General features: G+C 41.4%; 19 protein-coding genes. 15 read left to right on the plus strand and 4 right to left on the minus strand.

Features of this window, described 5'->3' with window-relative positions:
- Nucleotides 1–249: 249 nt before the first annotated feature.
- The 4 genes from MNY66_RS00750 to MNY66_RS00765 form a co-directional block, all read right to left on the minus strand.
- Nucleotides 250–486, minus strand: a complete 237-nt coding sequence (locus tag MNY66_RS00750; RefSeq protein ID WP_047254625.1) for a FeoC-like transcriptional regulator — start codon at nt 484–486, stop codon at nt 250–252.
- Between the two features lie 9 nt (nt 487–495).
- Nucleotides 496–2,820, minus strand: coding sequence for a Fe(2+) transporter permease subunit FeoB (gene feoB, locus MNY66_RS00755; protein WP_047254626.1), 2,325 nt, complete (start codon nt 2,818–2,820; stop codon nt 496–498).
- 71 nt (nt 2,821–2,891) lie between these two features.
- Complete coding sequence (feoA, locus tag MNY66_RS00760) at nt 2,892–3,119, minus strand: ferrous iron transporter A (protein WP_047254627.1); 228 nt, start codon at nt 3,117–3,119, stop codon at nt 2,892–2,894.
- 400 nt (nt 3,120–3,519) lie between these two features.
- Nucleotides 3,520–5,889, minus strand: a complete 2,370-nt coding sequence (locus MNY66_RS00765; protein ID WP_241501247.1) for a Tex family protein — start codon at nt 5,887–5,889, stop codon at nt 3,520–3,522.
- A gap of 218 nt (nt 5,890–6,107) precedes the next feature.
- Here MNY66_RS00765 and greB point away from each other — a divergent pair, with 218 nt between their 5' ends.
- The 15 genes from greB to hemN all read left to right on the plus strand — a co-directional run bounded on the left by greB (nt 6,108) and on the right by hemN (nt 22,407).
- Complete coding sequence (greB, locus tag MNY66_RS00770; protein WP_047254629.1) at nt 6,108–6,593, plus strand: transcription elongation factor GreB; 486 nt, start codon at nt 6,108–6,110, stop codon at nt 6,591–6,593.
- A 130-nt stretch (nt 6,594–6,723) separates the two neighbouring features.
- Entirely contained in the window at nt 6,724–7,443 is a 720-nt protein-coding gene (ompR, locus tag MNY66_RS00775; protein WP_036948456.1) for an osmolarity response regulator transcription factor OmpR, read from the plus strand.
- Nucleotides 7,440–8,771, plus strand: a complete 1,332-nt coding sequence (gene envZ, locus MNY66_RS00780) for a two-component system sensor histidine kinase EnvZ (protein ID WP_047254630.1) — start codon at nt 7,440–7,442, stop codon at nt 8,769–8,771. The genes ompR and envZ overlap by 4 nt, the downstream gene beginning before the upstream one ends.
- 309 nt (nt 8,772–9,080) lie before the next feature.
- Complete coding sequence (gene pstS / locus MNY66_RS00785) at nt 9,081–10,121, plus strand: phosphate ABC transporter substrate-binding protein PstS (RefSeq protein WP_047254631.1); 1,041 nt, start codon at nt 9,081–9,083, stop codon at nt 10,119–10,121.
- Between the two features lie 126 nt (nt 10,122–10,247).
- A complete protein-coding gene (gene pstC / locus MNY66_RS00790; RefSeq protein ID WP_047254632.1) occupies nt 10,248–11,204 on the plus strand; it encodes a phosphate ABC transporter permease PstC in 957 nt (318 codons plus the stop codon).
- Nucleotides 11,191–12,087: a phosphate ABC transporter permease PstA gene (pstA, locus tag MNY66_RS00795; protein ID WP_134473603.1), complete on the plus strand. Its 897-nt coding sequence runs from the start codon at nt 11,191–11,193 to the stop codon at nt 12,085–12,087. The genes pstC and pstA overlap by 14 nt, the downstream gene beginning before the upstream one ends.
- 121 nt (nt 12,088–12,208) lie before the next feature.
- Nucleotides 12,209–12,982 carry a phosphate ABC transporter ATP-binding protein PstB gene (gene pstB / locus MNY66_RS00800; protein ID WP_047254634.1) on the plus strand — a complete coding sequence of 258 codons (774 nt, stop codon included), beginning with the start codon at nt 12,209–12,211 and terminating at the stop codon, nt 12,980–12,982.
- A gap of 14 nt (nt 12,983–12,996) precedes the next feature.
- Nucleotides 12,997–13,761, plus strand: a complete 765-nt coding sequence (phoU, locus tag MNY66_RS00805; RefSeq protein WP_047254635.1) for a phosphate signaling complex protein PhoU — start codon at nt 12,997–12,999, stop codon at nt 13,759–13,761.
- A 208-nt stretch (nt 13,762–13,969) separates the two neighbouring features.
- Nucleotides 13,970–15,673: a kdo(2)-lipid A phosphoethanolamine 7''-transferase gene (gene eptB, locus MNY66_RS00810; protein ID WP_047254636.1), complete on the plus strand. Its 1,704-nt coding sequence runs from the start codon at nt 13,970–13,972 to the stop codon at nt 15,671–15,673.
- A gap of 191 nt (nt 15,674–15,864) precedes the next feature.
- The gene (locus MNY66_RS00815; protein WP_047254637.1) at nt 15,865–16,704 is read left to right on the plus strand and encodes an ABC transporter substrate-binding protein; all 840 of its coding nucleotides are present in this window, start codon (nt 15,865–15,867) and stop codon (nt 16,702–16,704) included.
- An 87-nt stretch (nt 16,705–16,791) separates the two neighbouring features.
- Nucleotides 16,792–17,544 carry an amino acid ABC transporter permease gene (locus MNY66_RS00820; RefSeq protein WP_241501248.1) on the plus strand — a complete coding sequence of 251 codons (753 nt, stop codon included), beginning with the start codon at nt 16,792–16,794 and terminating at the stop codon, nt 17,542–17,544.
- Entirely contained in the window at nt 17,545–18,297 is a 753-nt protein-coding gene (locus MNY66_RS00825) for an amino acid ABC transporter permease (RefSeq protein WP_241501249.1), read from the plus strand.
- A gap of 278 nt (nt 18,298–18,575) precedes the next feature.
- Nucleotides 18,576–19,910 carry an NCS2 family permease gene (locus tag MNY66_RS00830; protein ID WP_047254640.1) on the plus strand — a complete coding sequence of 445 codons (1,335 nt, stop codon included), beginning with the start codon at nt 18,576–18,578 and terminating at the stop codon, nt 19,908–19,910.
- A 359-nt stretch (nt 19,911–20,269) separates the two neighbouring features.
- Nucleotides 20,270–20,767 (plus strand): Der GTPase-activating protein YihI, encoded by a 498-nt coding sequence (yihI, locus tag MNY66_RS00835; protein WP_047254641.1) that lies wholly within the window; start codon nt 20,270–20,272, stop codon nt 20,765–20,767.
- Between the two features lie 266 nt (nt 20,768–21,033).
- Nucleotides 21,034–22,407 carry an oxygen-independent coproporphyrinogen III oxidase gene (gene hemN / locus MNY66_RS00840; RefSeq protein WP_241501250.1) on the plus strand — a complete coding sequence of 458 codons (1,374 nt, stop codon included), beginning with the start codon at nt 21,034–21,036 and terminating at the stop codon, nt 22,405–22,407.
- Nucleotides 22,408–22,513 lie beyond the last annotated feature (106 nt).

Here is a 22,513-nt window from a genome sequence, read left to right on the forward strand (position 1 = left end):
CATGCTAACTATATCGCATGATATTTAATTTTATTAAATCATTCGTATACAATTCTATTGAAAAAGCAATTATTATGTTTGTTATGTGATTTTAGGATAAACTTCAGGATGAACTATTATATTTATCAGATAGGTATTAAATATAGATAAATTATATTTTTAATCTTTTTTAATATGATTGAAATTTCATATAAAAAAGCCTAACTAATGTTAGGCTTTTCATTATTATCGAAGTATTGAATATGACATCTATTGATGTAATCGATATATATTGTGATTACAGCCTTGATTTTCAGGGCAGGCACGGCAACTGGTTCCGGTTAAACAGGCCGTAATATCGACCTTTTCCACTTTTCCCATTGCCGTGAGCTTCTCTAGCATTGCCTGCACTAAAGGCTCAGGCGCAGATAGCTGTTGGCTAATTAAGCGAGCATCCGCTTGGCCATAAATAGCCAATAAATCACGAACTTGCATCAATGTTGCCATTATTTATCCTTAGTGACAGCTTTTTTTGCTACAGTCACAACATTCATTGCTACGCGCTGATGGATTTTTTAAGCGTAATGTAACGCGACTTCGTGAGCGACGTAACAGCATAAAAATAATCAGATTGACCAAAATGACAATGCCGATGATCAAGGCGCTACTTTCGGGATGCTGGCTGAATGTAGCTATTTGATAAAACAGAGCCGATAGACTATAAGCGACATTTAATCCCCACAGAATTGCAAAAGTCATCCAGCCACGTGTGGTTTCACGGGCAATCGCCCCCATTACTGAGACACATGGCACATACAGTAAGACGAATATCAAATAACTGTAGGCCGAAATAGCCGAACCAAATTTAGCGGCCATTGTTCCCATCGAACCCCCGTCCATTTCACCATCGCCTTTACTGGCTTCGATAGGATTAGATAATGCGCTTAAGGTAAAGGTTCCTTTTAGGCTATCCCACGTTTCGGTGACGGCATCCTCAAGTTCTTCGAGAAGATTAAATGCATCAGCATCAAAAGGTTGAGTTGTAATACTTTCAGCGGTATATAGGGTATTTAACGTACCGACTACCACTTCTTTTGCCATCGCTCCAGTTATCAAGCCGACAGTTGCTTGCCAATTATCATTATGAATACCAATAGGTTGCAGTACAGGCGTGATAACTTTACTGACCGATGCGAGCGCAGAATCATTGATATTATCTACAGTTTTACCCGACAGAGAGAAGCTATTTAATGCGCCGATAAACATACTGGCGATAACGATAACTTTACCGGCACGCAGTACAAAACCTTTTAAACGTTGCCAAGTTTGAATCAATAAGGTTTTTAAATGCGGCACATGGTAGACCGGCATTTCCATAACGAAAGGAGAAGCCTCACCGCGCATAATAGTGTGTTTAAGTAATAGGCCAGTCAGGATAGCAACCACAATCCCCAGTAAATAGAGGGAAAATACAATGCTGGCACCGTTCTTACCAAAAAACGCGGCAGCAAATACGGCAAAAATAGCTAAACGTGCGCCGCAAGACATAAACGGAGCCATGAGCACAGTGATTAAACGTTCACGGGGTGCATCTAAAGTGCGCGCCCCCATGATGGACGGAACATTACAACCAAAGCCAACAATCAATGGAACAAAGGATTTTCCGGGCAATCCGAGTGCTTGCATTAACCGGTCCATGACAAACGCAGCACGCGCCATATAGCCAGAGTCCTCCAGCATCGATAAGAATAAATACATCATACCGATTTGCGGAACCAGTGGTAATACGGTGTTGATACCTCCACCGACCCCTTGAGCAAGAAACACGGTTAGCCATTCGGGGAAATTAAGAGAATAGCCTACCCATTGAATACCATGGATAAATATGGCTTCTGAACCGCCTTCAAACAGCGGCTGCAATGCTCCACCGATGTTGATGGCTAAGACAAACATCAAATACATCACGAATAGAAAGACTGGGACACCTAACCAGCGATTAAGCACTAAATTATCAATCGATTGAGTGAGCTTATTTGGCTCCGCTGCTTCATTATTGATCGACGTATCACAAATGCTGGCAATAGTTTGATAGCGAGCATCAGCAATGACTAATTCAGGCTCTTCCAGCTGTTTTTCGATGAGACGAGTACGCGAGGCTGCCAATAACTCCGGTGTGATCCCCCCTCGTTGCTGGCTAAAGATATCGCCTTCGAGCATTTGTAAGGCTAGCCAACGACGCTGCTGTTGGCTGAATTGATTATGTGAAATCGAGTTTGATAATTTATCGACTTCTGCTAATAAGCTAGAGGGATATTGAACTAACGCATTACTGGTGCTAGCAGGATAATTATCGATAATATTTTTCAGTTTATCGATACCGGTCGCACGAGTTGAAACTAACGGGATCACTGGGCAGCCAAGTTGCTGCTGTAATTCCTCTATATTGATTTCTATGTGTTGATTCTCGGCGATATCCAACATATTAAGAGCAATAATGCAGGGAACACCGAGTTCAAGCAGTTGTAGCGTGAGGTATAAATTACGCTCTAAATTTGAGGCATCAACCACGTTGATCAACATATCTGCTTCGCCACTAAGAATGAAATAGCAGGCAATTTGTTCATCTAATGAGGTTTGTTCAGAAATTGTCGTCAGCGAATAGGTACCCGGCAAGTCAACCAATTCAATTTGATGCTGCTGAGTATTAAATCGGCCAACTTTACGTTCAACAGTAACGCCAGCCCAGTTACCCACCCGTTGGCGGGAGCCGGTGAGTTGATTGAAAAGGGTCGTCTTACCTGCATTGGGATTGCCGATTAAGCCGATAGTCAGTGGTTTCATAAATAGTTGCCAATGAGTAAGAAAAATGACAGGAATGAGCCTTTAGATCTGGAAATATCGAGTGCAGAGTATTAAATCGTTGCATCATCCAGATTAAGCAGTTCTAAATCTTTTTTACGCACAATCAGGCTGACTCTGCGTGTTTCTATTTGAATCGGGTCACCTAAGGGGGCGAGACGAACAACTTTGAATATTGAGCCGGGTAACATGCCCAGGGATAATAATTTTTGACGGTATGCCGGGCTGATTTTGCTCGAAAAACCGACGATTTTATAGCTGTGATCAGGAAGAATAGCCATGGTGCCTTCCGAAGGTAGTTGGGAGTTATCATCCCGTTATGTCAGTTCACAGAGATACGCTATTCGACGTCTCCCCCGCTGATTTTGTTATTCATGGTATAACTGATTATAAAAAATAATACTATTTAATTAAATAGTAAACGAATTAAAAATGCGAATCATAATCAACAACCATTGGGGCTATTTAGCCTCGATTCAGCTTTAAATAGCTTGATTTGGATCAAAAATAATCAGATTTTGGTGGTTTTATATACCATAACCATGATAATTATTTGCGTGTGGGGGCATTGTTTACGCGGATGATTGTATTTAGATAGCACTAATTTAAGGGGCTATTAATAAACATTATTTATAAATAGCCCGCAGTATTATACTGCGGGCAGACTATTTTAGCGACGGGTTAACGTTTTTTGCCTAATGCGGCCGCAAGAGCATCACTCATTGCACTATTACTCGCTCCGGTATTGGTATGATTACCTCGGCGATTATGGTTATTATTGCTATGATTATTATTGCTACGATTAGTATTTTTGGCGGTACTTTCTGGCCGTGCAGGGGCTGTGGATGAACGCGATGCCGGTGCAGTTCTTTCGCCGGGTTGTTCATCTAATCGCATAGTTAATGCGATGCGTTTACGATTAATATCAACATCAATGACTTTAACTTTGACGATATCACCGGCTTTTACTACTGTGTGTGGATCTTCGACGAATTTGTCAGACAGCGATGAGATATGAACTAATCCATCTTGGTGTACACCGATATCGACAAATGCTCCGAAATTAGTCACGTTAGTAACTGAGCCTTCGAGGATCATTCCCGGTTGCAAGTCTTTCATTGTTTCGATGCCATCGGCAAAGGTAGCGGTTTTGAACTCAGGGCGTGGGTCACGTCCCGGCTTAGCTAATTCTTTTAGGATATCGGTAACTGTCGGGATACCAAATTTCTCAGTGGTGAAACTGTCGGCTTTTAAGTTTCTTAAAGCTTCTGCATTACCCATAATCTCTTTGAGTGGCTGTTTTACAGTCGCTAAGATTTTTTCGACAACAGGATAGGTTTCAGGGTGAACTGTCGAGGCATCTAACGGGTTATCTCCGTTAGAAATACGTAAAAATCCGGCACACTGTTCAAAGGCTTTTGGCCCTAAACGAGCCACTTTTAGCAATTGTTTACGGTTATTGAATTGGCCATTTTCATCGCGCCAATTAACAATATTTTGGGCTATAATTTTGCTTAGTCCCGCCACACGGTTTAATAAGGCCACAGAGGCCGTATTTAAATCGACGCCAACCGAGTTCACACAGTCCTCGACGACAGCATCCAGTTTGCGCGCTAATTGTGTTTGGCTAACATCATGTTGATATTGGCCTACTCCGATAGATTTAGGGTCAATTTTAACTAATTCAGCCAGCGGATCTTGTAAACGGCGTGCAATAGAGACCGCACCACGAATAGACACATCTAAATCAGGAAATTCTAATGCTGCCAGTTCAGACGCGGAATATACCGAGGCACCCGCTTCGCTCACAATGACTTTTTGTGCAGTTACCTCTGGGTATTGTCGCTGAACTTCGGCGAAAAAGCGTTCGGTCTCGCGTGAAGCCGTTCCATTACCAATCGCCACTAATTCAACCTGATGTTTTACGCATAGCGCTGCGACACTGGCGGCAGCTTTAGTCGCCTGCCCAGTATGCGGATAAATTGTATCGGTAGCGATCAGTTTACCGGTCGCATCGACGACCGCAACTTTTACACCAGTACGTAAGCCGGGATCCAGTCCCATCGTAGCTCGCATGCCTGCTGGCGCAGCCATTAATAAATCGTGCAGATTGCGAGCAAAGACGTTAATTGCTTCTTCTTCAGCTTTCTCACGTAGCGTGCTCATTATTTCTGTTTCTATATGCAACAGAACTTTAATTCGCCATGTCCAGCTAATAACGGCCTTGCGCCAGCGATCTGCAGGGGCATTATTGAGTCGGATATCAAGATGGTTGGTGATAATTTCTTCGCAATAGCTTTCTTTTGGGGGTTCATCAAATTGCGGATCTGGATTGAGAGAGAGTTGTAAAATTCCTTCGTTTCTTCCTCGGAACATTGCGAGGGCACGGTGCGAAGGTACGTTAGCTACGGCTTCATGGTGATCAAAATAATCACTAAATTTAGCTCCTTCTTGCTCTTTACCTTCAACAACTTTGGCAACAATCTCCGCATTTTTCCATAAATAATGACGTACTTTCGCCAATAAGGATGCATCTTCGGAGAAGCGCTCCATTAAAATATAACGTGCGCCATCGAGTGCCGCTTTGGTATCGGCGACACCTTTTGTGGCATCAACATAGCTTTCAGCACTGATTTCAGGATCTTGCTGTGGATTTTGCCATAAGCTATCCGCTAAAGGTTCTAATCCGGCTTCAATCGCAATTTGCCCACGAGTACGACGTTTAGGCTTGTACGGTAAATAGAGATCTTCGAGTTCTGTTTTATTTAGCGTGCTATTAATTGCATTATCCAGCTCTGGGGTTAATTTCCCTTGTTCGCTGATAGATTTCAATATGGTTTGTTTGCGGTCATTAAGTTCGCGTAAATAACTTAAACGGCTCTCAAGCTGGCGTAATTGCGTATCGTCGAGTCCACCGGTTACTTCTTTACGGTAGCGGGCAATAAAAGGAACGGTATTTCCTTCATCAAGCAGCGTGATCGCGGAAAGGACTTGTTGCGGTTGAGCTCGCAGCTCATCTGCTATAATTTGGCTTAGGGTAGCATTACTCATTGGGTTTCTTTTATACCTGCTTATAAGGAAGGTTAAAAATAATGGCACAGTTATACTTGGTGATGGGGGGAATTTCCAGTGAACCAAGATTATTTGCTGTCTTTCTGTCCCCCTTACTGCATGAATAATAATATTTAGGATATTATTGATATCATCTGATTCTTGTTTTTTTTATTTCATATATAGTTATTGAATGGAATATTCATCACTAAGAGATTATGGCAAAAAGTCACTATATTACACGTCAGGGCTGGGATGCTCTCGATAGAGAATTAAAGTATCTCTGGAAGGAAGAGAGACCTCGTGTCACGCAGGCTGTTTCAGAAGCTGCGGCAATGGGCGATCGTTCTGAAAATGCTGAATATATTTACGGAAAAAAACGCTTAAGAGAAATTGATCGCCGAGTGCGTTTTTTATCCAAACGATTAGAGCAACTTAAAATTGTTGAGCCGGACTCACGACAAGAAGGAAAAGTATTCTTTGGTGCTTGGGTTAAATTAGAAGCGGAAGATGAAACCATTAAAATTTATCGTTTAGTTGGGCCGGATGAATTCGAACCCGCTAAACAGTGGATTTCAATTGATTCGCCGGTTGCAAGGGCATTAATTGGTAAACAAGTTGATGATGAGGTCAGTGTAAGCACGCCTGGCGGGCTTGTTACTTATAGTATTTTAGCCATTAGCTATAAATCATTTGAAGAGTAATTAGCGGTTAATACGCTGATATAAAGCGTTTATATCGTATGATTAATTGATAGGATAACTACATACATTTGGTTTATTCTTATCTTAAATGTTAGATTACACACAATTAGTACATATTAAGGACTAAAAAATGCAAGAAAGTTATAAGGTTCTTGTCGTTGATGATGATATGCGTCTGCGGGCATTGCTTGAACGCTATTTAACTGAGCAAGGGTTTCAAGTTAGAAGTGCGGCCAATGCTGAGCAAATGGACCGGATCTTAACCCGAGAATCTATTCATTTAATCGTCCTCGATTTAATGTTGCCGGGTGAAGATGGTTTATCTATTTGTCGCCGACTGAGAAGTCAAAATAATCCGATTCCAATTATTATGGTAACAGCCAAAGGTGAAGAAGTTGATCGTATCGTTGGGCTAGAAATCGGTGCTGATGATTACATTCCAAAACCGTTTAATCCGCGTGAATTATTAGCCAGGATCCGTGCAGTATTGCGTCGTCAGGCGAATGAACTGCCGGGGGCGCCTTCTCAGGACGATGCGGTAATTACTTTTGGTAAATTTAAGCTTAATTTAGGTACGCGTGAGATGTTCCAAGGCGAAGAAAATATGCCATTAACCAGCGGTGAATTCGCTGTATTGAAGGTATTAGTTTCTTATCCGCGTGAGCCGTTATCTCGTGATAAATTAATGAGTCTTGCGCGCGGCCGTGAATACAGTGCAATGGAACGTTCGATTGACGTTCAAATTTCACGCTTACGTCGTATGATTGAAGAAGATCCTGCTCATCCTCGATATATCCAAACGGTTTGGGGCTTGGGGTATGTCTTTGTTCCGGATGGTAGTAAAGCATGAAGCGGTTGAGATTCTCACGTCGAAGTACCTTTTCTCGTTCACTATTTTTAATTGTGGCATTATTATTTGCTAGCCTTGCGACCAGCTATTTGGTGGTATTAAATTTTGTTGTTATGCCGAGCTTACAACAATTTAATAAGGTATTGGCTTATGAAGTACGCACGTTAATGGCCGAAAAAATGGTGCTGAAAGATGGCACAACGGTGAGAGTCTCCCCAGCTTTACGCAAGAAAATCTATAATGAATTAGGAATTACGTTTTATGCACACTCGGCTGCAATGGACGAAGGGCTGAATTGGGCTAAGCATTATGATTTTTTAAGTGATCAAATGACCCATTATCTGGGAGGACAAGCAGATGTTCGCCTTGAAATTGGGCGCGAATACCCGATTTTATGGTTAACCTCTTATTTGGCTCCAGATGTTTGGGTTAGAGTTCCGTTGACTGAAATTGGTCAAAATCAATTTTCACAGGTTTTTCGCTATACTATTGCTATATTTTTGACTATTTTTGCCGGTGTTTGGCTATATATTCGTTATCAAAATCGACCTTTATTGGCATTGGAATATCATGCTAATCAGATAGGTAAAGGGATTATGTTACCGACGATGAAGGAGGAGGGGGCTGTTGAAGTGCGAGCAGCTATCCGTTCGTTTAATCAAATGACAACTGGCATTAAGACTTTAGATAATGATCGAACCATTTTGATGGCAGGGGTGAGCCACGATTTACGCACACCGTTAACCCGTATTCGTCTAGCAACAGAAATGATGGGGCAAGAAGACGGTTATTTAGCCGAATCAATCAATAAAGATATTGAAGAGTGCGATGCCATTATTGGTCAATTTATGGATTATTTGCGTACTGGCCAAGAAATGAATATGGAATTCTGTGATATGAATGCCATTCTGATGGAAGCCATTGATTCTGAAAGCGGTGTCGCTGGTGGTATTGAAGCTGCATTGATGCCGGGAGTGATTACTGTTAACGCCAACCCATTAGCTATCCGACGTGCAGTGACTAATATGATAGTTAATGCGCATCGTTATGGTAACGGTTGGATCAAAGTCAGCAGTGGTAAAAATGATGAAATTGCGTGGTTCCAAGTCGATGATGATGGTGTGGGGATCAAAGAAGATGACATCCAGCGTCTCTTTCAGCCATTTGTGCAAGGCGAAAAAGCGCGTAGCAATAAAGGAACTGGCTTAGGTTTAGCCATTATTCGCCGTATTCTGGATGCGCATGAAGGGCATATTGAAATAGACAAAAGTGAGCGAGGTGGGTTATCAATTCGGGCAGTTTTACCGTTAACAGAGTCTGAAGATTAATTATTGCAGCGCCCAATAGGCTGATTTTGGTTATTTATGATATTTTTATGCGTTTTTATGACCGTATTTTTGTTTACTTTTATCCACCGAAAAGATATCCATTCCTATTTAATCTCCTTATAAATCAAAGTTTTTTTCTTGTTGATTAACTTTTTTTACAGTTATTTTATTTGAACTTCCTTCCATTGTCATAAAACTGTCATAAATAAGACATGTTGCTGTAACCAAATTGTCCTATTTTCCTTATGGTGACTTATCACTCAACAATTGATGATTAAATTGTTTATTTGCATTCCATCAGGAGCAATTATGAAAATGATGCGTACTACTCTAGCCAGCGTTATGGCAGCGACACTTTCTCTGACAGCGATGTCTTCTTTTGCCGCTACCAGCTTAACGGGTGCAGGCGCGACATTCCCAGCCCCGGTTTATGCAAAATGGGCTGATTCTTATCATAAAGAGACCGGTAATCAAGTTAACTATCAGGGGATTGGTTCTTCTGGTGGTGTTAAACAAATTAATGCAAAAACCGTTGATTTTGGTGCTACTGATGCCCCATTGAAAGATGAAAAACTAGCACAAGACGGTTTATTTCAATTTCCAACAATTATTGGCGGCGTAGTTTTAGCGGTAAATGTTAAAGGCATTCAATCCGGCGATTTGACGTTAGATGGCAAAACGCTCGGTGATATTTATCTGGGCAAAATCAAAAAATGGAATGACCCAGCGATTTCTAAGCTGAATCCAGGTGTGACTCTGCCCGCTCAGAATATTGCGGTTGTTCGTCGTGCTGATGGTTCAGGAACAACCTTTGTCTTTACTAGCTACTTAGCGAAAGTGAGCCCAGATTGGCAACAAAAAGTAGGCGCAGGTTCAACAGTTAACTGGCCACAAAGTGTCGCCGGTAAAGGTAATGATGGCGTTGCTGCTTTTGTTCAGCGTTTGCCGGGTTCGATAGGTTATGTTGAATACGCTTACGCTAAACAGAATAATTTAGCCTACACCAAATTAGTCTCTGCTGATGGTCATGTGGTTTCACCGACCGGTGAAAGCTTTAGTGCCGCAGCGAGAGAAGTCGATTGGTCGAAATCATTTGCACAAGACTTAACTAATCGTGCCGGTGAAAATGCGTGGCCAATTGCCTCGACAACCTTCATTTTAGTCCCGACTAAACAAGATAATGCGGAGAAAGGCAAAGCCGTTCTTGAGTTCTTTAATTGGGCTTACGAAAAAGGCGGAAAACAAGCCGAAGCATTAGATTATGCGACCTTGCCCCCCGAAGTAATTACAGCGGTTCGTGCAGCGTGGAACAGCAATATCAAAGATAGCCAAGGTAATCCGTTATTCTGAGCATAATTAACTGTTGTTAGGGTTGGAAGATGGGAGGCGAATGTTTAGGATGAAGATTATCCTCCTGTAAAGTTGTTGGGCTCTTTGTTAGTTGATGCACAGAGCCACTTAAATGAGAACGAATCAATGGCCGAAAAAACTCCGGCATTAAAAGCCCCAAGTAAAAGAGGTGATGTGATTTTCCATGCGCTAGTCCGGCTGGCTGCGCTGATCACTTTATTGATGCTAGGCGGCATCATTATTTCGCTAATTATTGCTTCATGGCCCAGTATTCAAAAGTTTGGTTTAGCTTTTTTATGGACTAAAGAGTGGGATGCTCCGGCGGAACAATTTGGCGCATTAGTCCCGATTTATGGCACCATCGTCACTTCGATTATTGCGTTAATTATTGCGGTTCCTGTCAGTTTTGGGATCGCCTTTTTTTTGACTGAGTTGGCCCCTAATTGGCTTAAAAGACCATTAGGTATAGCGATTGAGCTGCTCGCGGCTATCCCCAGTATTGTTTACGGTATGTGGGGGTTATTTGTTTTTGCGCCATTATTTGCGGAGTATTTTCAAGAGCCCGTAGGCGAGATTATGTCGAGTATTCCTATTGTGGGCGAGTTATTTTCAGGCCCTGCATTTGGTATCGGTATTCTGGCGGCTGGCGTTATCCTTGCGATAATGATTATTCCTTATATCGCCTCAGTTATGCGTGATGTTTTCGAACAAACCCCCGTGATGATGAAAGAGTCAGCGTATGGGATTGGCTGCACTACGTGGGAAGTGATTTGGAATATCGTGTTGCCATTTACCCGCAATGGAGTGATTGGCGGTGTGATGTTAGGTTTAGGCCGTGCCTTAGGCGAAACGATGGCGGTGACCTTTGTGATCGGAAACACTTATCAGCTAGATAGCGTGTCGTTATTTATGCCGGGGAACAGTATCACTTCGGCATTAGCCAATGAATTTGCTGAAGCAGAGAGCGGCTTACATACCTCTGCATTGATGGAATTAGGGCTAATTTTATTTGTGATAACCTTTATTGTCCTCGCACTCTCTAAATTGATGGTGATGCGTTTGGCTAAGAATGAGGGCCGCTGATATGTCACAGACACAACCGAGTCAGATTAATTATCAGGAACGTGCACGCCGTCAGGCATGGCGTCGACAAAAAAATCGCTTAGCGCTAGTGATTTCAATGTTAGCTATGGCGTTTGGATTATTTTGGTTAGTATGGATTTTATTTTCTACCGTTAGTAAAGGAATCGATGGCATGTCATTGAATTTATTCACTGAAATGACACCGCCACCCAATACTGAGGGCGGTGGCTTAGCAAATGCCATTATGGGTAGCGGGTTATTGATTTTTTGGTCTACCGTGTGCGGTACTCCGCTGGGTATTTTAGCTGGGATTTATCTCGCTGAATATGGCCGTAGTTCATGGTTAGCTTCTGTGACGCGCTTTATCAATGACATTTTGTTGTCTGCGCCATCGATTGTGGTGGGATTATTTGTTTATACTTTGGTGGTCGCACAAGTACAGCACTTCTCTGGCTGGGCTGGCGTGATGGCCTTAGCCTTACTGCAAATTCCAATCGTTATTCGTACCACAGAAAACATGCTAAAACTGGTGCCTGACAGTCTACGAGAAGCAGCATATGCGCTGGGAACCCCAAAATGGAAAATGATTTTATCCATTACGCTGAAAGCGTCGGTATCCGGGATTATTACCGGGATTTTGTTGGCGATTGCCCGTATCGCCGGGGAAACTGCTCCGCTACTGTTTACTTCACTGTCGAACCAGTTCTGGAGTACTGACATGAGTGAGCCGATTGCTAACCTGCCAGTAACTATCTTTAAATTTGCGATGAGTCCATTCTCCGAATGGCAGCAATTGGCTTGGGCTGGTGTCCTGCTAATCACCCTGTGTGTTCTATTAATCAATATTATCGCGCGTGTGCTATTTGCTAAAAGTAAGTATTAAGCGGTGAGAACTGCCAACTTATATTATTGAGATATAAGGTTAATTAAATCATAAATCTTACCGAGAATAGTGCGAATTGCCGGGCCCAAATTACGAATTTAGAGAGAGAGCAGTAATGATAATGACAGCCAACGAGAATACAGAAAGTAAAATTTTGGTACGTGACTTGAATTTTTATTATGGAAAATTCCATGCGCTGAAAAATATTTCGCTGGATATTGCCAAGAACAAAGTTACCGCATTTATCGGCCCTTCAGGGTGTGGTAAATCAACGTTGCTACGAACCTTCAATAAAATGTATGAATTATATGGTGAGCAGCGCGCTGAAGGTGAAATTTTACTCGATGGGCAGAATATCCTGACAGATAAACAAGATATTGCCTTATTGCGCGCTAAAGTCGGTATGGTATTCCAAAAACCCACGCCATTCCCGATGTCAATCTATGACAATATTGCGTTTGGCGTCCGTTTATTTGAAAAACTGTCGCGTGCCGATATGGATCAGCGTGTACAGTGGGCGTTGACCAAAGCGGCATTGTGGAACGAAACCAAAGATAAACTACACCAAAGTGGTTATAGTTTATCGGGAGGCCAGCAACAGCGCTTATGTATCGCACGTGGAATTGCTATCCGTCCTGACGTTTTATTGCTCGATGAACCTTGTTCAGCACTTGACCCTATCTCAACTGGGCGTATTGAAGAACTTATTAGCGAACTGAAATCTGAATATACCGTCGTAATTGTAACGCACAATATGCAGCAAGCGGCTCGCTGCTCGGACTATACCGCCTTCATGTATTTAGGCGAGCTGGTGGAGTTTAACGAAACTGATACCATGTTTACTACGCCAGCGATGAAGCAGACTGAAGATTATATTACTGGCCGTTATGGTTGATACGGAGCAATAGCATGGACACTTTGAATCATAATAAACATATTTCTGGTCAGTTTAACGCTGAGCTAGAACATATTCACACTGAGCTGATGGCAATGGGTGGATTGGTCGAAGAACAACTGACCAAAGCAATTACGGCGATGCATAATCAAGACGAAGCATTGGCACGCGAAGTTATCGCTAATGATCACCAAGTGAATATGATGGAAGTCGCCATTGATGAGGCTTGCGTTAAAATTATCGCCAAACGCCAGCCAACAGCCAGCGATCTGCGGCTAATTATGGCAATTTCCAAGACTATTTCCGAATTAGAACGAATTGGTGATGTTGCCGATAAAATTTGTAAAACGGCGTTAGAAAAATTTTCGCATCAACATCAATCTTTGCTGGTGAGCTTAGAGTCGCTCGGTCGTCATACTGTGCAGATGCTGCATGATGTACTTGATGCTTTTGCTCGTATGGATGTCGATGAAGCAGTACGAATTTATCGTGAAGATGAAAAAGTTGATCAAGAATATGACGGAATTGTTCGTCAATTAATGACTTATATGATGGAAGATCCGCGTACTATTCCGAGTGTATTAACCGCGCTATTTTGTGCTCGATCGATTGAACGAATCGGCGACCGTTGCCAGAATATTTGCGAATTTATCTTCTATTATGCAAAAGGTCAGGATTTCCGTCATATGGGCGGCGATACCGTAGAGAAAATGCTGACTAAAACTGTAGATAAATCTACCAGTCAAGGTATCGATAACCAATATCCTGAGAAAAAATAACTTGGCGAGGGAGGCTGTTTCTCCCTCGGCTATTTACCCCTTCTTAGCAGTGGCTTTATCGAAAAAGAGCGTATAAAACCTTACTGTTGGTTAAAAAAAGTTCTTTTTGCTATTTTTATCTTCCGCCAGATTAAATCACAGAATGAACCTAATAAAATTATAGATGTCTGTAATACATCATTGCTATCACTTATTCTGAATATAAAATATGCGCAGTTTTTTGTTACGTTATATCCCGAAAAACCAAACCACCCTTGCCGTTATCTTATCTATTTTCATAGGCATACTCCTCAATTTAGATGTTTATCAAGGTCGTTTTGACACTCAAATATCCCACGGTACAGGGGTTAGTTATTTCACATTGGCAGGCGAAGCGATTGTCAATGTGGCTTTTTCTTTTTTCTTTTTTAGATTGTTATCTCTTGGCGGTGCGATTTTCTTTAAAATTTGTGCTTCTATCGTAGTTATTGCTAGTGTGTGCGCCAGTTATTACATCACCTTTTTCGATGTGGTTATCGGTTATGGCATTCTTATTTCTGTATTAACCACAGATATCGATTTATCAAAAGAAGTTGTGGGTAATAGTTTTATTTATTGGGTGATTGGATTATCGGCTATCCCGCTGTTACTAATTTGGTGCTCACCGAATAACAATACTCTATTGTCTCAGCTAAAAAATAATCGAAAAGCCTGCTTAAAAAGTATTTTATTATTAGCGGTGATTGCTGTTAGCGTATATTCATATTTAAAACTCATGGATCAGCAACAGAAAAAACATGAAGCGCAAATGAATGTCGATTTATCAAGTTATAGCGGCAGCTTGAGTTACGCTTATTTACCGACGAACTGGATTATTCCGTTAGTTCAATACGCGATTACTCAGTACGATGATAAATTTAATGAAAATGAAATTTTTGATCCTAGCCAGAAATTTACTTATACCCCAGACGCTGACAACAACGATGCTTATGTCGTATTTATTATTGGGGAAACAGCAAGATGGGATCATATGGGGTTATTAGGGTATTCGAGACAAACTAACCCTTTATTATCCAAAGAAAAAAATCTAGTGGCGTTTAAAGGTCGTTCTTGCGATACCGCGACTAAATTATCCTTACGTTGCATGTTTGTGCGTGAAGGCGGGGTGGAAGATAATCCGCAGCGTACGATGAAAGAGAATAATATTTTTTCCGTAATGAAGAAATTAGGCTTCTCTTCCGAGTTATTTGCCATGCAAGGTGAAGTGTGGTTTTACAATAAATTAGATGTTGATAATTACTTGATTAGAGAAATGATTACCGCGAAGCATAGTACTTACGGCAAACCTATCGACGATACGTTGCTGATAGATGAGGTTCACTCATCAATCGAGAATAAGCCGCAGGGTAAACATTTAATTATTTTGCATACTAAAGGTTCTCATTACCTGTATTCAAAACGTTATCCAAAAGAATTTAAACAATATCAGCCTGAGTGTTTAAATGTTGATGATAATTGTTCTAAACAACAATTAATTAATGCCTATGATAACTCTATTCTGTATACCGATTATTTTATTGATGGCGTAATTGATCAGTTAAGAGATAAAAAAGCTATTGTGTTTTATACCTCAGATCATGGCGAATCGATCAATGAAGGGCATGGACTGCATGGGACTCCGCGAGAAATTGCGCCAGAGGAACAATTCCGGGTGCCGTTTGTGGTCTGGATGTCGGACAGCTATTTAGCTTCGCCAAATAATCAGCAACGTTTTGAGCAGTTAAAGAAATATAGCCAACAAGGTCGGCCTTTTTATCATCATCAAATTTATGATTCTATTTTAGGCTGCTTAGGGTATACCTCTGCTGATGGTGGAATGAATAATCGTAATAATTTATGTGGGCTATCTTCGGATACGCGTACCGATAAATAATCTGCCATTACTGAAGATAATTGTAGTTTTATTCTGCTTTATTGACTAATAGCCCACATAGGTGGGCTATTTTTTATCGCTTATATATTCTATTTTAATATAAATATATTACTTAATAGTCTTTTAAGTTCTAAATAATAATTGATAACTTGCAATGGTTGCTCGATTAAACTTACCGTTAGGGGTGTCCAATGAATGCTAAAATTTTAACAACCACGCTGCTGGCGGGGCTTGCTCTCGTAACTAGTATCGCTAAAGCCGATAAACTGGATGATATTAAACAAGCAGGAGTTATCCGTATTTCTGTTTTTGATAGCAATCCACCATTTGGATTTATTGATCCTCAAACTAAAAAATTAGCCGGTTATGATATCGATATCGCTCAAGCTGTTGCTGATGATCTGGGGGTAAAATTAGAATTACGCCCTACGAATCCTGCTAATCGTATTCCATTGCTAACTTCGGGAAAAGTTGACTTAATTGGTGCTAATTTCACGATTACCGATGAACGAGCAAAACAAGTTGATTTCACTATTCCTGATTTTGCCACCGGGCAGAAATTCATTGCTCGCAAAGGTGTGCTAAAAACGCCAGATGATATTGCTGCACTGCGTATTGGTGCCGATAAAGGCACAGTGCAAGAAGTAACATTGCGTGAGCGCTATCCAAATACTAAAGTCATTTCTTATGACGATACACCGTTAGCGTTTGCTGCATTACGTAACGGTAATGTACAAGCAATTACCCAGGATGATGCAAAATTAGTTGGATTATTAGGAAATTTACCGGAAAAAATTAAAGCTGATTATGAAATTTCACCATTTAGCTTAACGCGTGAATATCAAGCATTAGCCGGGCTCAAAGGTGAAACCCAATTGATTGAAGCGGTAAATAGCGCCTTATTGAAATTAGAACAAAACGGACAAGCTGAAGTTATTTATACCCGTTGGTTTGGTCCTGAAACTAAAGCGGCTCAACCGCGTGGTGATTTTAAATTTGCCCCGTTAGATAAACAACAGCCGCAATCTTAATCGCTAACGATACTTCTTGCTGGTTAGGCTTAATAAAGCCCCGCATATTTCTTGATGCGGGGTTTGCTGTTATAGAAGGCGCATACTATGTTTGAGTATTTTTTTAATGGCTCATTTTTATCCCAACATTTTTTGGCGCCGCAATATTTAGAGTGGTTTGGTTACGGTTTTTTGATCACTCTGTGGATTTCTATTTGCACTATTGTGGCATCGACGCTACTGGGTTTTGCAGTTGCGGCGGCAAAGGATAGCTCAATCGCGAGTTTACGTTGGGGCGTTTCGATATATACCTCAATTTTTCGTAATACACCGTTATTGATACAGCTCTTTTTTTGGTATTTTGCCTCCGGTGAAATTCTACCTTCCTCGGCGATGGAATGGTTAAATACGCCACATGAGATAGTGCTAGGACCGATAACTTTGGCATGGCCATCGTACGAATTTCTTGCCGGTTTCATTGGATTAACTCTGTATTCCGTGCCTTTTATTGCCGAAGAACTAAGAGCGGGGATCCGCGGGGTTCGCCGAGATCAAAAGTTTGCGGCCTTCGCATTGGGTTTGAGTGGCTGGCAAGCGATGCGGTATGTGGTTTTACCTCAAGCGGTAAAAATCGCCATGCCACCTTTGCTCGGCCAATATATGAATATTGTCAAAAACTCGTCATTAACCATGGCGATAGGTGTGGCTGAATTGTCTTATGTATCGCGCCAAGTGGAAAGTCAAACTTTGCAGACATTTACAGCTTTCGGGCTAGCAACGGTACTGTATATCGTAATTATTGCCTGTATGGAAGGCTGGGGCCAGTGGCGTCAGCAGCGTATGCTAAATAAGGGGATTTAGATGGATTTTTCAATTATTGAACAAAACTGGCGTTATCTCCTGTTTGGTACGTTCCCTGATGGCCCTTTAGAAGGTGCGGCGCTGACGTTAGTGATCAGTCTATTAGCGGGAGCCGCATCGATTATTCTCGGAACGTTAGCGGGAGTCGCATTGGCCATGTTACGTGGCTTCTGGATGAATTTGTTGGCTGCTATATTAGGTTTTTTCCGCGCTATTCCGGTTATTATGTTGATATTTTGGGCTTATTTTCTATTGCCTGTTATCTTGGGTAGCGAAATTCCAGGGATTGCAACTGTGGTTTGTGCGCTGGCATTAATTACCTCAGCCTATTTAGCTCATGCCGTAAAAGCCGGTATTCTGGCCATAGGTCAAGGGCAATGGCAGGCAGGTATGTCTCTTGGGTTTAATCGTTGGCAGGTTTTATGGCATATTGTGTTGCCTCAAGCGTTACGAATGATGATCCCCTCATTTATTAATCAGTGGATAGCGTTGATTAAAGATACTTCATTGGCGTATGTGGTTGGTGTTGCTGAACTTTCATTTTTGGCGACCCAAGTTAATAATCGAGAAATGGTCTATCCATTAGAGGTGTTTTTATTCGTCGCATTTATTTATTTTGTCATGTGTATGACGCTAGAAATACTGGCTTATTTATTGACGTCTCATTTAGCGCACAAAGAACGTATAGGGCAGAAGCGTAAAAGACAGTGTTTCTTGTTTTGGCGTCGACAAAAATTGCTGGCACTTTCGTAATTATTTGAATCATCCACTCAGGAAATGTCCTCAGTGGATTTGATTATGGATATTATTTACCATTCGATTCTTTGCTTTTGTCGCGAGTAATCGACCATGATTATCACTGTTCCAGTCTATTTTGTTTTTATCTATAATCTGGACCAATTATCAGTAAGTTAGCTTTTTTTGTTCATGTACTTACGCAAACGTTTCCTTTTTTTGGTTTTTAACGCTAACTTTTTCCAATTGTTTATTGTAGGATAGGGCGAAAAAAACTTTTTTTAGGCAAATACCACATGAGCAATTCACAATTTGATACTGCAAAAAAACAGTGTCTGCTTCAGCGTTTCTTCAAGCTACAAGAACACGGTACCACGGTTAGAACAGAACTAGTTGCCGGTTTTACCACCTTCTTAACGATGGTTTATATCGTTTTTGTTAACCCACAAATTTTATCCATGGCTGGCATGGATATTAAAGCCGTCTTTGTGACAACGTGTCTGATAGCTGCCCTGGGCAGTATCTTAATGGGTATTTTTGCTAATTTACCTGTGGCGGTTGCACCTGCAATGGGGCTGAATGCCTTTTTTGCTTTTGTCGTTGTCGGCGCGATGGGTTACTCTTGGCAAGTGGCGATGGGCGCAGTTTTTTGGGGCGCAGTTGGTCTATTTATTCTGACCTTATTCCGCATTCGTTATTGGATTATCGCCAATATTCCTTTAAGTCTACGAGTGGGTATTACCAGCGGTATTGGTTTATTCATCGCCATGATGGGGCTGAAAAACTCCGGTATTATTGTTCCGAACCCAGATACTTTAGTCGCGATTGGTAACTTTACACACCATAATGTATGGCTAGGTGCACTCGGCTTTTTTATTATCGCAATCCTTGCCGCGCGTAATATCCATGCCGCGGTATTGATTTCTATCGTTGTGACTACCTTGATTGGCCTTGCATTAGGCGATGTTACCTATAATGGAATTTTCTCCATGCCACCAAATATTACAACGGTGGTGGGGCAAGTTGATATTATGGGCTCCTTGGATTTAGCCCTATCCGGGATTATTTTCTCTTTCATGCTAGTTAATTTATTTGACTCCTCAGGAACATTAATTGGTGTAACCGATAAAATCGGACTGACCAATGAAAAAGGCACCTTCCCTAGAATGAAAGAAGCGCTGTATGTCGATAGTTTAAGCTCGGTTGCTGGCTCTGCGATCGGGACATCTTCGGTCACAGCATATATCGAAAGTACAGCGGGTGTCTCTGTAGGGGGGCGTACAGGCTTAACCGCAATCGTGATTGGAATTCTGTTCTTATTGACGATGTTTATTTCACCGTTAGCGGGTATGGTGCCGGCTTATGCCACTGCGGGGGCATTAGTGTATGTCGGTGTTTTGATGACCTCTAGCCTAACACGAGTTAAATGGGACGATTTAACGGAATCCGTACCTGCATTCATCACTGCGGTGATGATGCCATTTAGCTTCTCAATTACGGAAGGTATCGCACTAGGTTTTATCGCTTACTGTGCGATGAAACTTGGAACTGGCCGCTGGCGTGAACTGGGCCCTTGTGTCATTCTAGTTTCAATATTATTCCTATTAAAAATGGTCTTAGTTGACGCTTAATCATTAGTGTCATCAGGCATTGACAGCTCGGGTAAAATAACCGGCTGTCAATGCGGCTCATTTACTATCAAGTTGTATCATTTCAACGCATAAATATTTATACTCTGCATACTTCAAGTTGCAGGTTGGTTTACGATAAATATTGCGGCTTTTCTTCGCGAACCCGAATACTCCGTCACTTAACACCTGATCCCAGTAGGCATATCGCGATATCGTTGTTTGCCGCCTTGCTGCGCCTAGAATTATTTTGAGTAGAGATTAACGAGAAATTAATCAAAGACAGAAGATTGCTTTCGCTGTTGAAAACTTTCTGTTAGATTCCGCTCTAGAAAACCGATTTGATCAAAGGTATACAGGTTATGTATTCATCTAAGAAAAAGACAGCGGGAAAAAACCGTAAAACCCGTGCAGAGCTAAACGCTGAAGGGCGTGAGCGTAAACGTCTGAAGAAACATCGTGGGCACAGTGCTGGCAGTCGTTACCATGATAAAGACAGTAACGGTAAAAATGGACAGAAAGAGGCACTCGATCCACGTTTAGGTAGTAAAAAACCGGTGCCATTAATTATTGATCCAACAGCGAAAAAATCCACTCTGAAACCAGCGGTTGAAGCACCTAAAGTGGTCCTTTCACCAGAAGCTGAGCTGGCGATGCTGGAAAATGATGATCGCTTAGATGCATTATTAGAGCGCATAGAAGCGGGCGAGCGTGTGAATCGCGAAGATCAGCAATATATTGATACTAAACTTGATCGTATCAATGAGTTGATGACACAGCTAGGGATTGAATTCTCTGACGAAGAAGAAGACGAAGAAGAAAAACCAGACGATATTATGCGTTTATTGAAAGGGAATTAATTTTCTTATTTTAATTATCTTTGAGCCATTTGCTCACGCGTGACAGATTAAAAATGCCTTGGCTGAAATATTTTCGCCGGGGCATTTTTTATTTTAGGCGGTATTGATCTCTCTTCCCTATCGCTCACCCATTGATATGTATAATAAAGCAGCCATGTATAATAAAACACCTATGGTATCATGAGGTCTGTCTTCTTCAGTTGTAGGGTGTAGAACTTTTGTCACACCTTGCCGACGACCGGTTAAATTTAATAGTAGGAAAAGATATGTCAGAGCAAAGTATCGTTTGGGATCTGCCCCTTATTCAAAAATATAATTATTCCGGCCCGCGATATACCTCTTATCCGACCGCTTTAGAATTTAATCAACAATATGATGAGCAGGCATTTATTGCTGCAACTCAACGTTATCCTGAACGGGCGCTTTCTTTATATGTCCACATTCCGTTTTGCCATAAGCTGTGTTATTTCTGCGGATGTAATAAATTAGTTACTCGTCAGACCCATAAAGCAGATCAATATTTACAGGTTTTAGAGCAAGAAATTATTCAACGTGCGAGTTTATTAAAAAATAGAACTGTGACCCAAATGCACTGGGGCGGTGGCACACCGACATATCTCAATAAATCACAAATTAGCCATTTAGTGAATTTATTGAAAACACATTTTAATTTCGCTGATGAGGTTGAAATGTCGATTGAAGTCGATCCGCGAGAAATTGAACTCGACGTGATTGATCATTTGCGTTCTGAAGGATTTAATCGTCTTAGCATGGGCGTACAAGATTTTAATAAGCAAGTTCAGCAGCTGGTTAACCGCGAGCAAGATGAAGATTTTATTTTTGCGTTGATCCAACGGGCTCGTGAAACCGGCTTTAACTCAACGAGTATTGACTTGATTTATGGTTTACCAAAACAGACACCAGAAAGTTTTGCCTTTACTTTACAGCGTGTAATTGAACTTGCACCTGATCGCCTGAGTGTTTTTAATTATGCTCATTTACCAAACTTATTTGCGGCGCAGCGCAAAATTAAAGATGAAGATCTCCCTTCAGTAGAGCAAAAATTAGAGATTTTGCAGGAAACTATCAGTACGTTGACCGCTCAAGGATATCAATTTATTGGTATGGATCATTTTGCCCGACCACAAGATGAGTTGGCGGTCGCCCAGCGCGAAGGGATATTGCACCGTAATTTTCAGGGATATACCACGCAGGGTGAATGCGATTTATTGGGATTAGGCGTCTCGGCTATCAGCATGTTGGGTGATAATTATGCGCAAAATCAAAAAGATTTAAAAACCTATTATGCTCAGGTTGAACAACAGGGGCATGCTTTATGGCGTGGCTTAGTGCTGAGTGCCGATGATTGTTTACGCCGTGACGTGATTAAAACTCTGATTTGTAATTTCCAATTGAATTACGCCCAAATAGAACAGCAATATTCTATCGATTTTAGTACTTATTTTGCCGAAGATTTACAGTTATTAGCCCCGATGGCAGAAGATGGTCTAGTTGAAATTACACAAAGCGGTATTCAAGTAACAGCTCGAGGTCGTTTATTGATCCGCAATATTTGTATGTGTTTTGATGTTTATCTGCGCAATCAAATGCGCCAACGTCAATTTTCACGGGTGATTTAATCTGCCAAACATTTTGCATTGCCGCCGATATTATTTTTATTAAGGCGGCAATTCAAAAGTTATATATCAAAGGGCTATATAATAGATGGCAACCTGATTGATATTT

The organism is Moellerella wisconsensis (genome assembly GCF_022592395.1).
GTDB classification, from domain to species: Bacteria; Pseudomonadota; Gammaproteobacteria; order Enterobacterales; family Enterobacteriaceae; genus Moellerella; species Moellerella wisconsensis.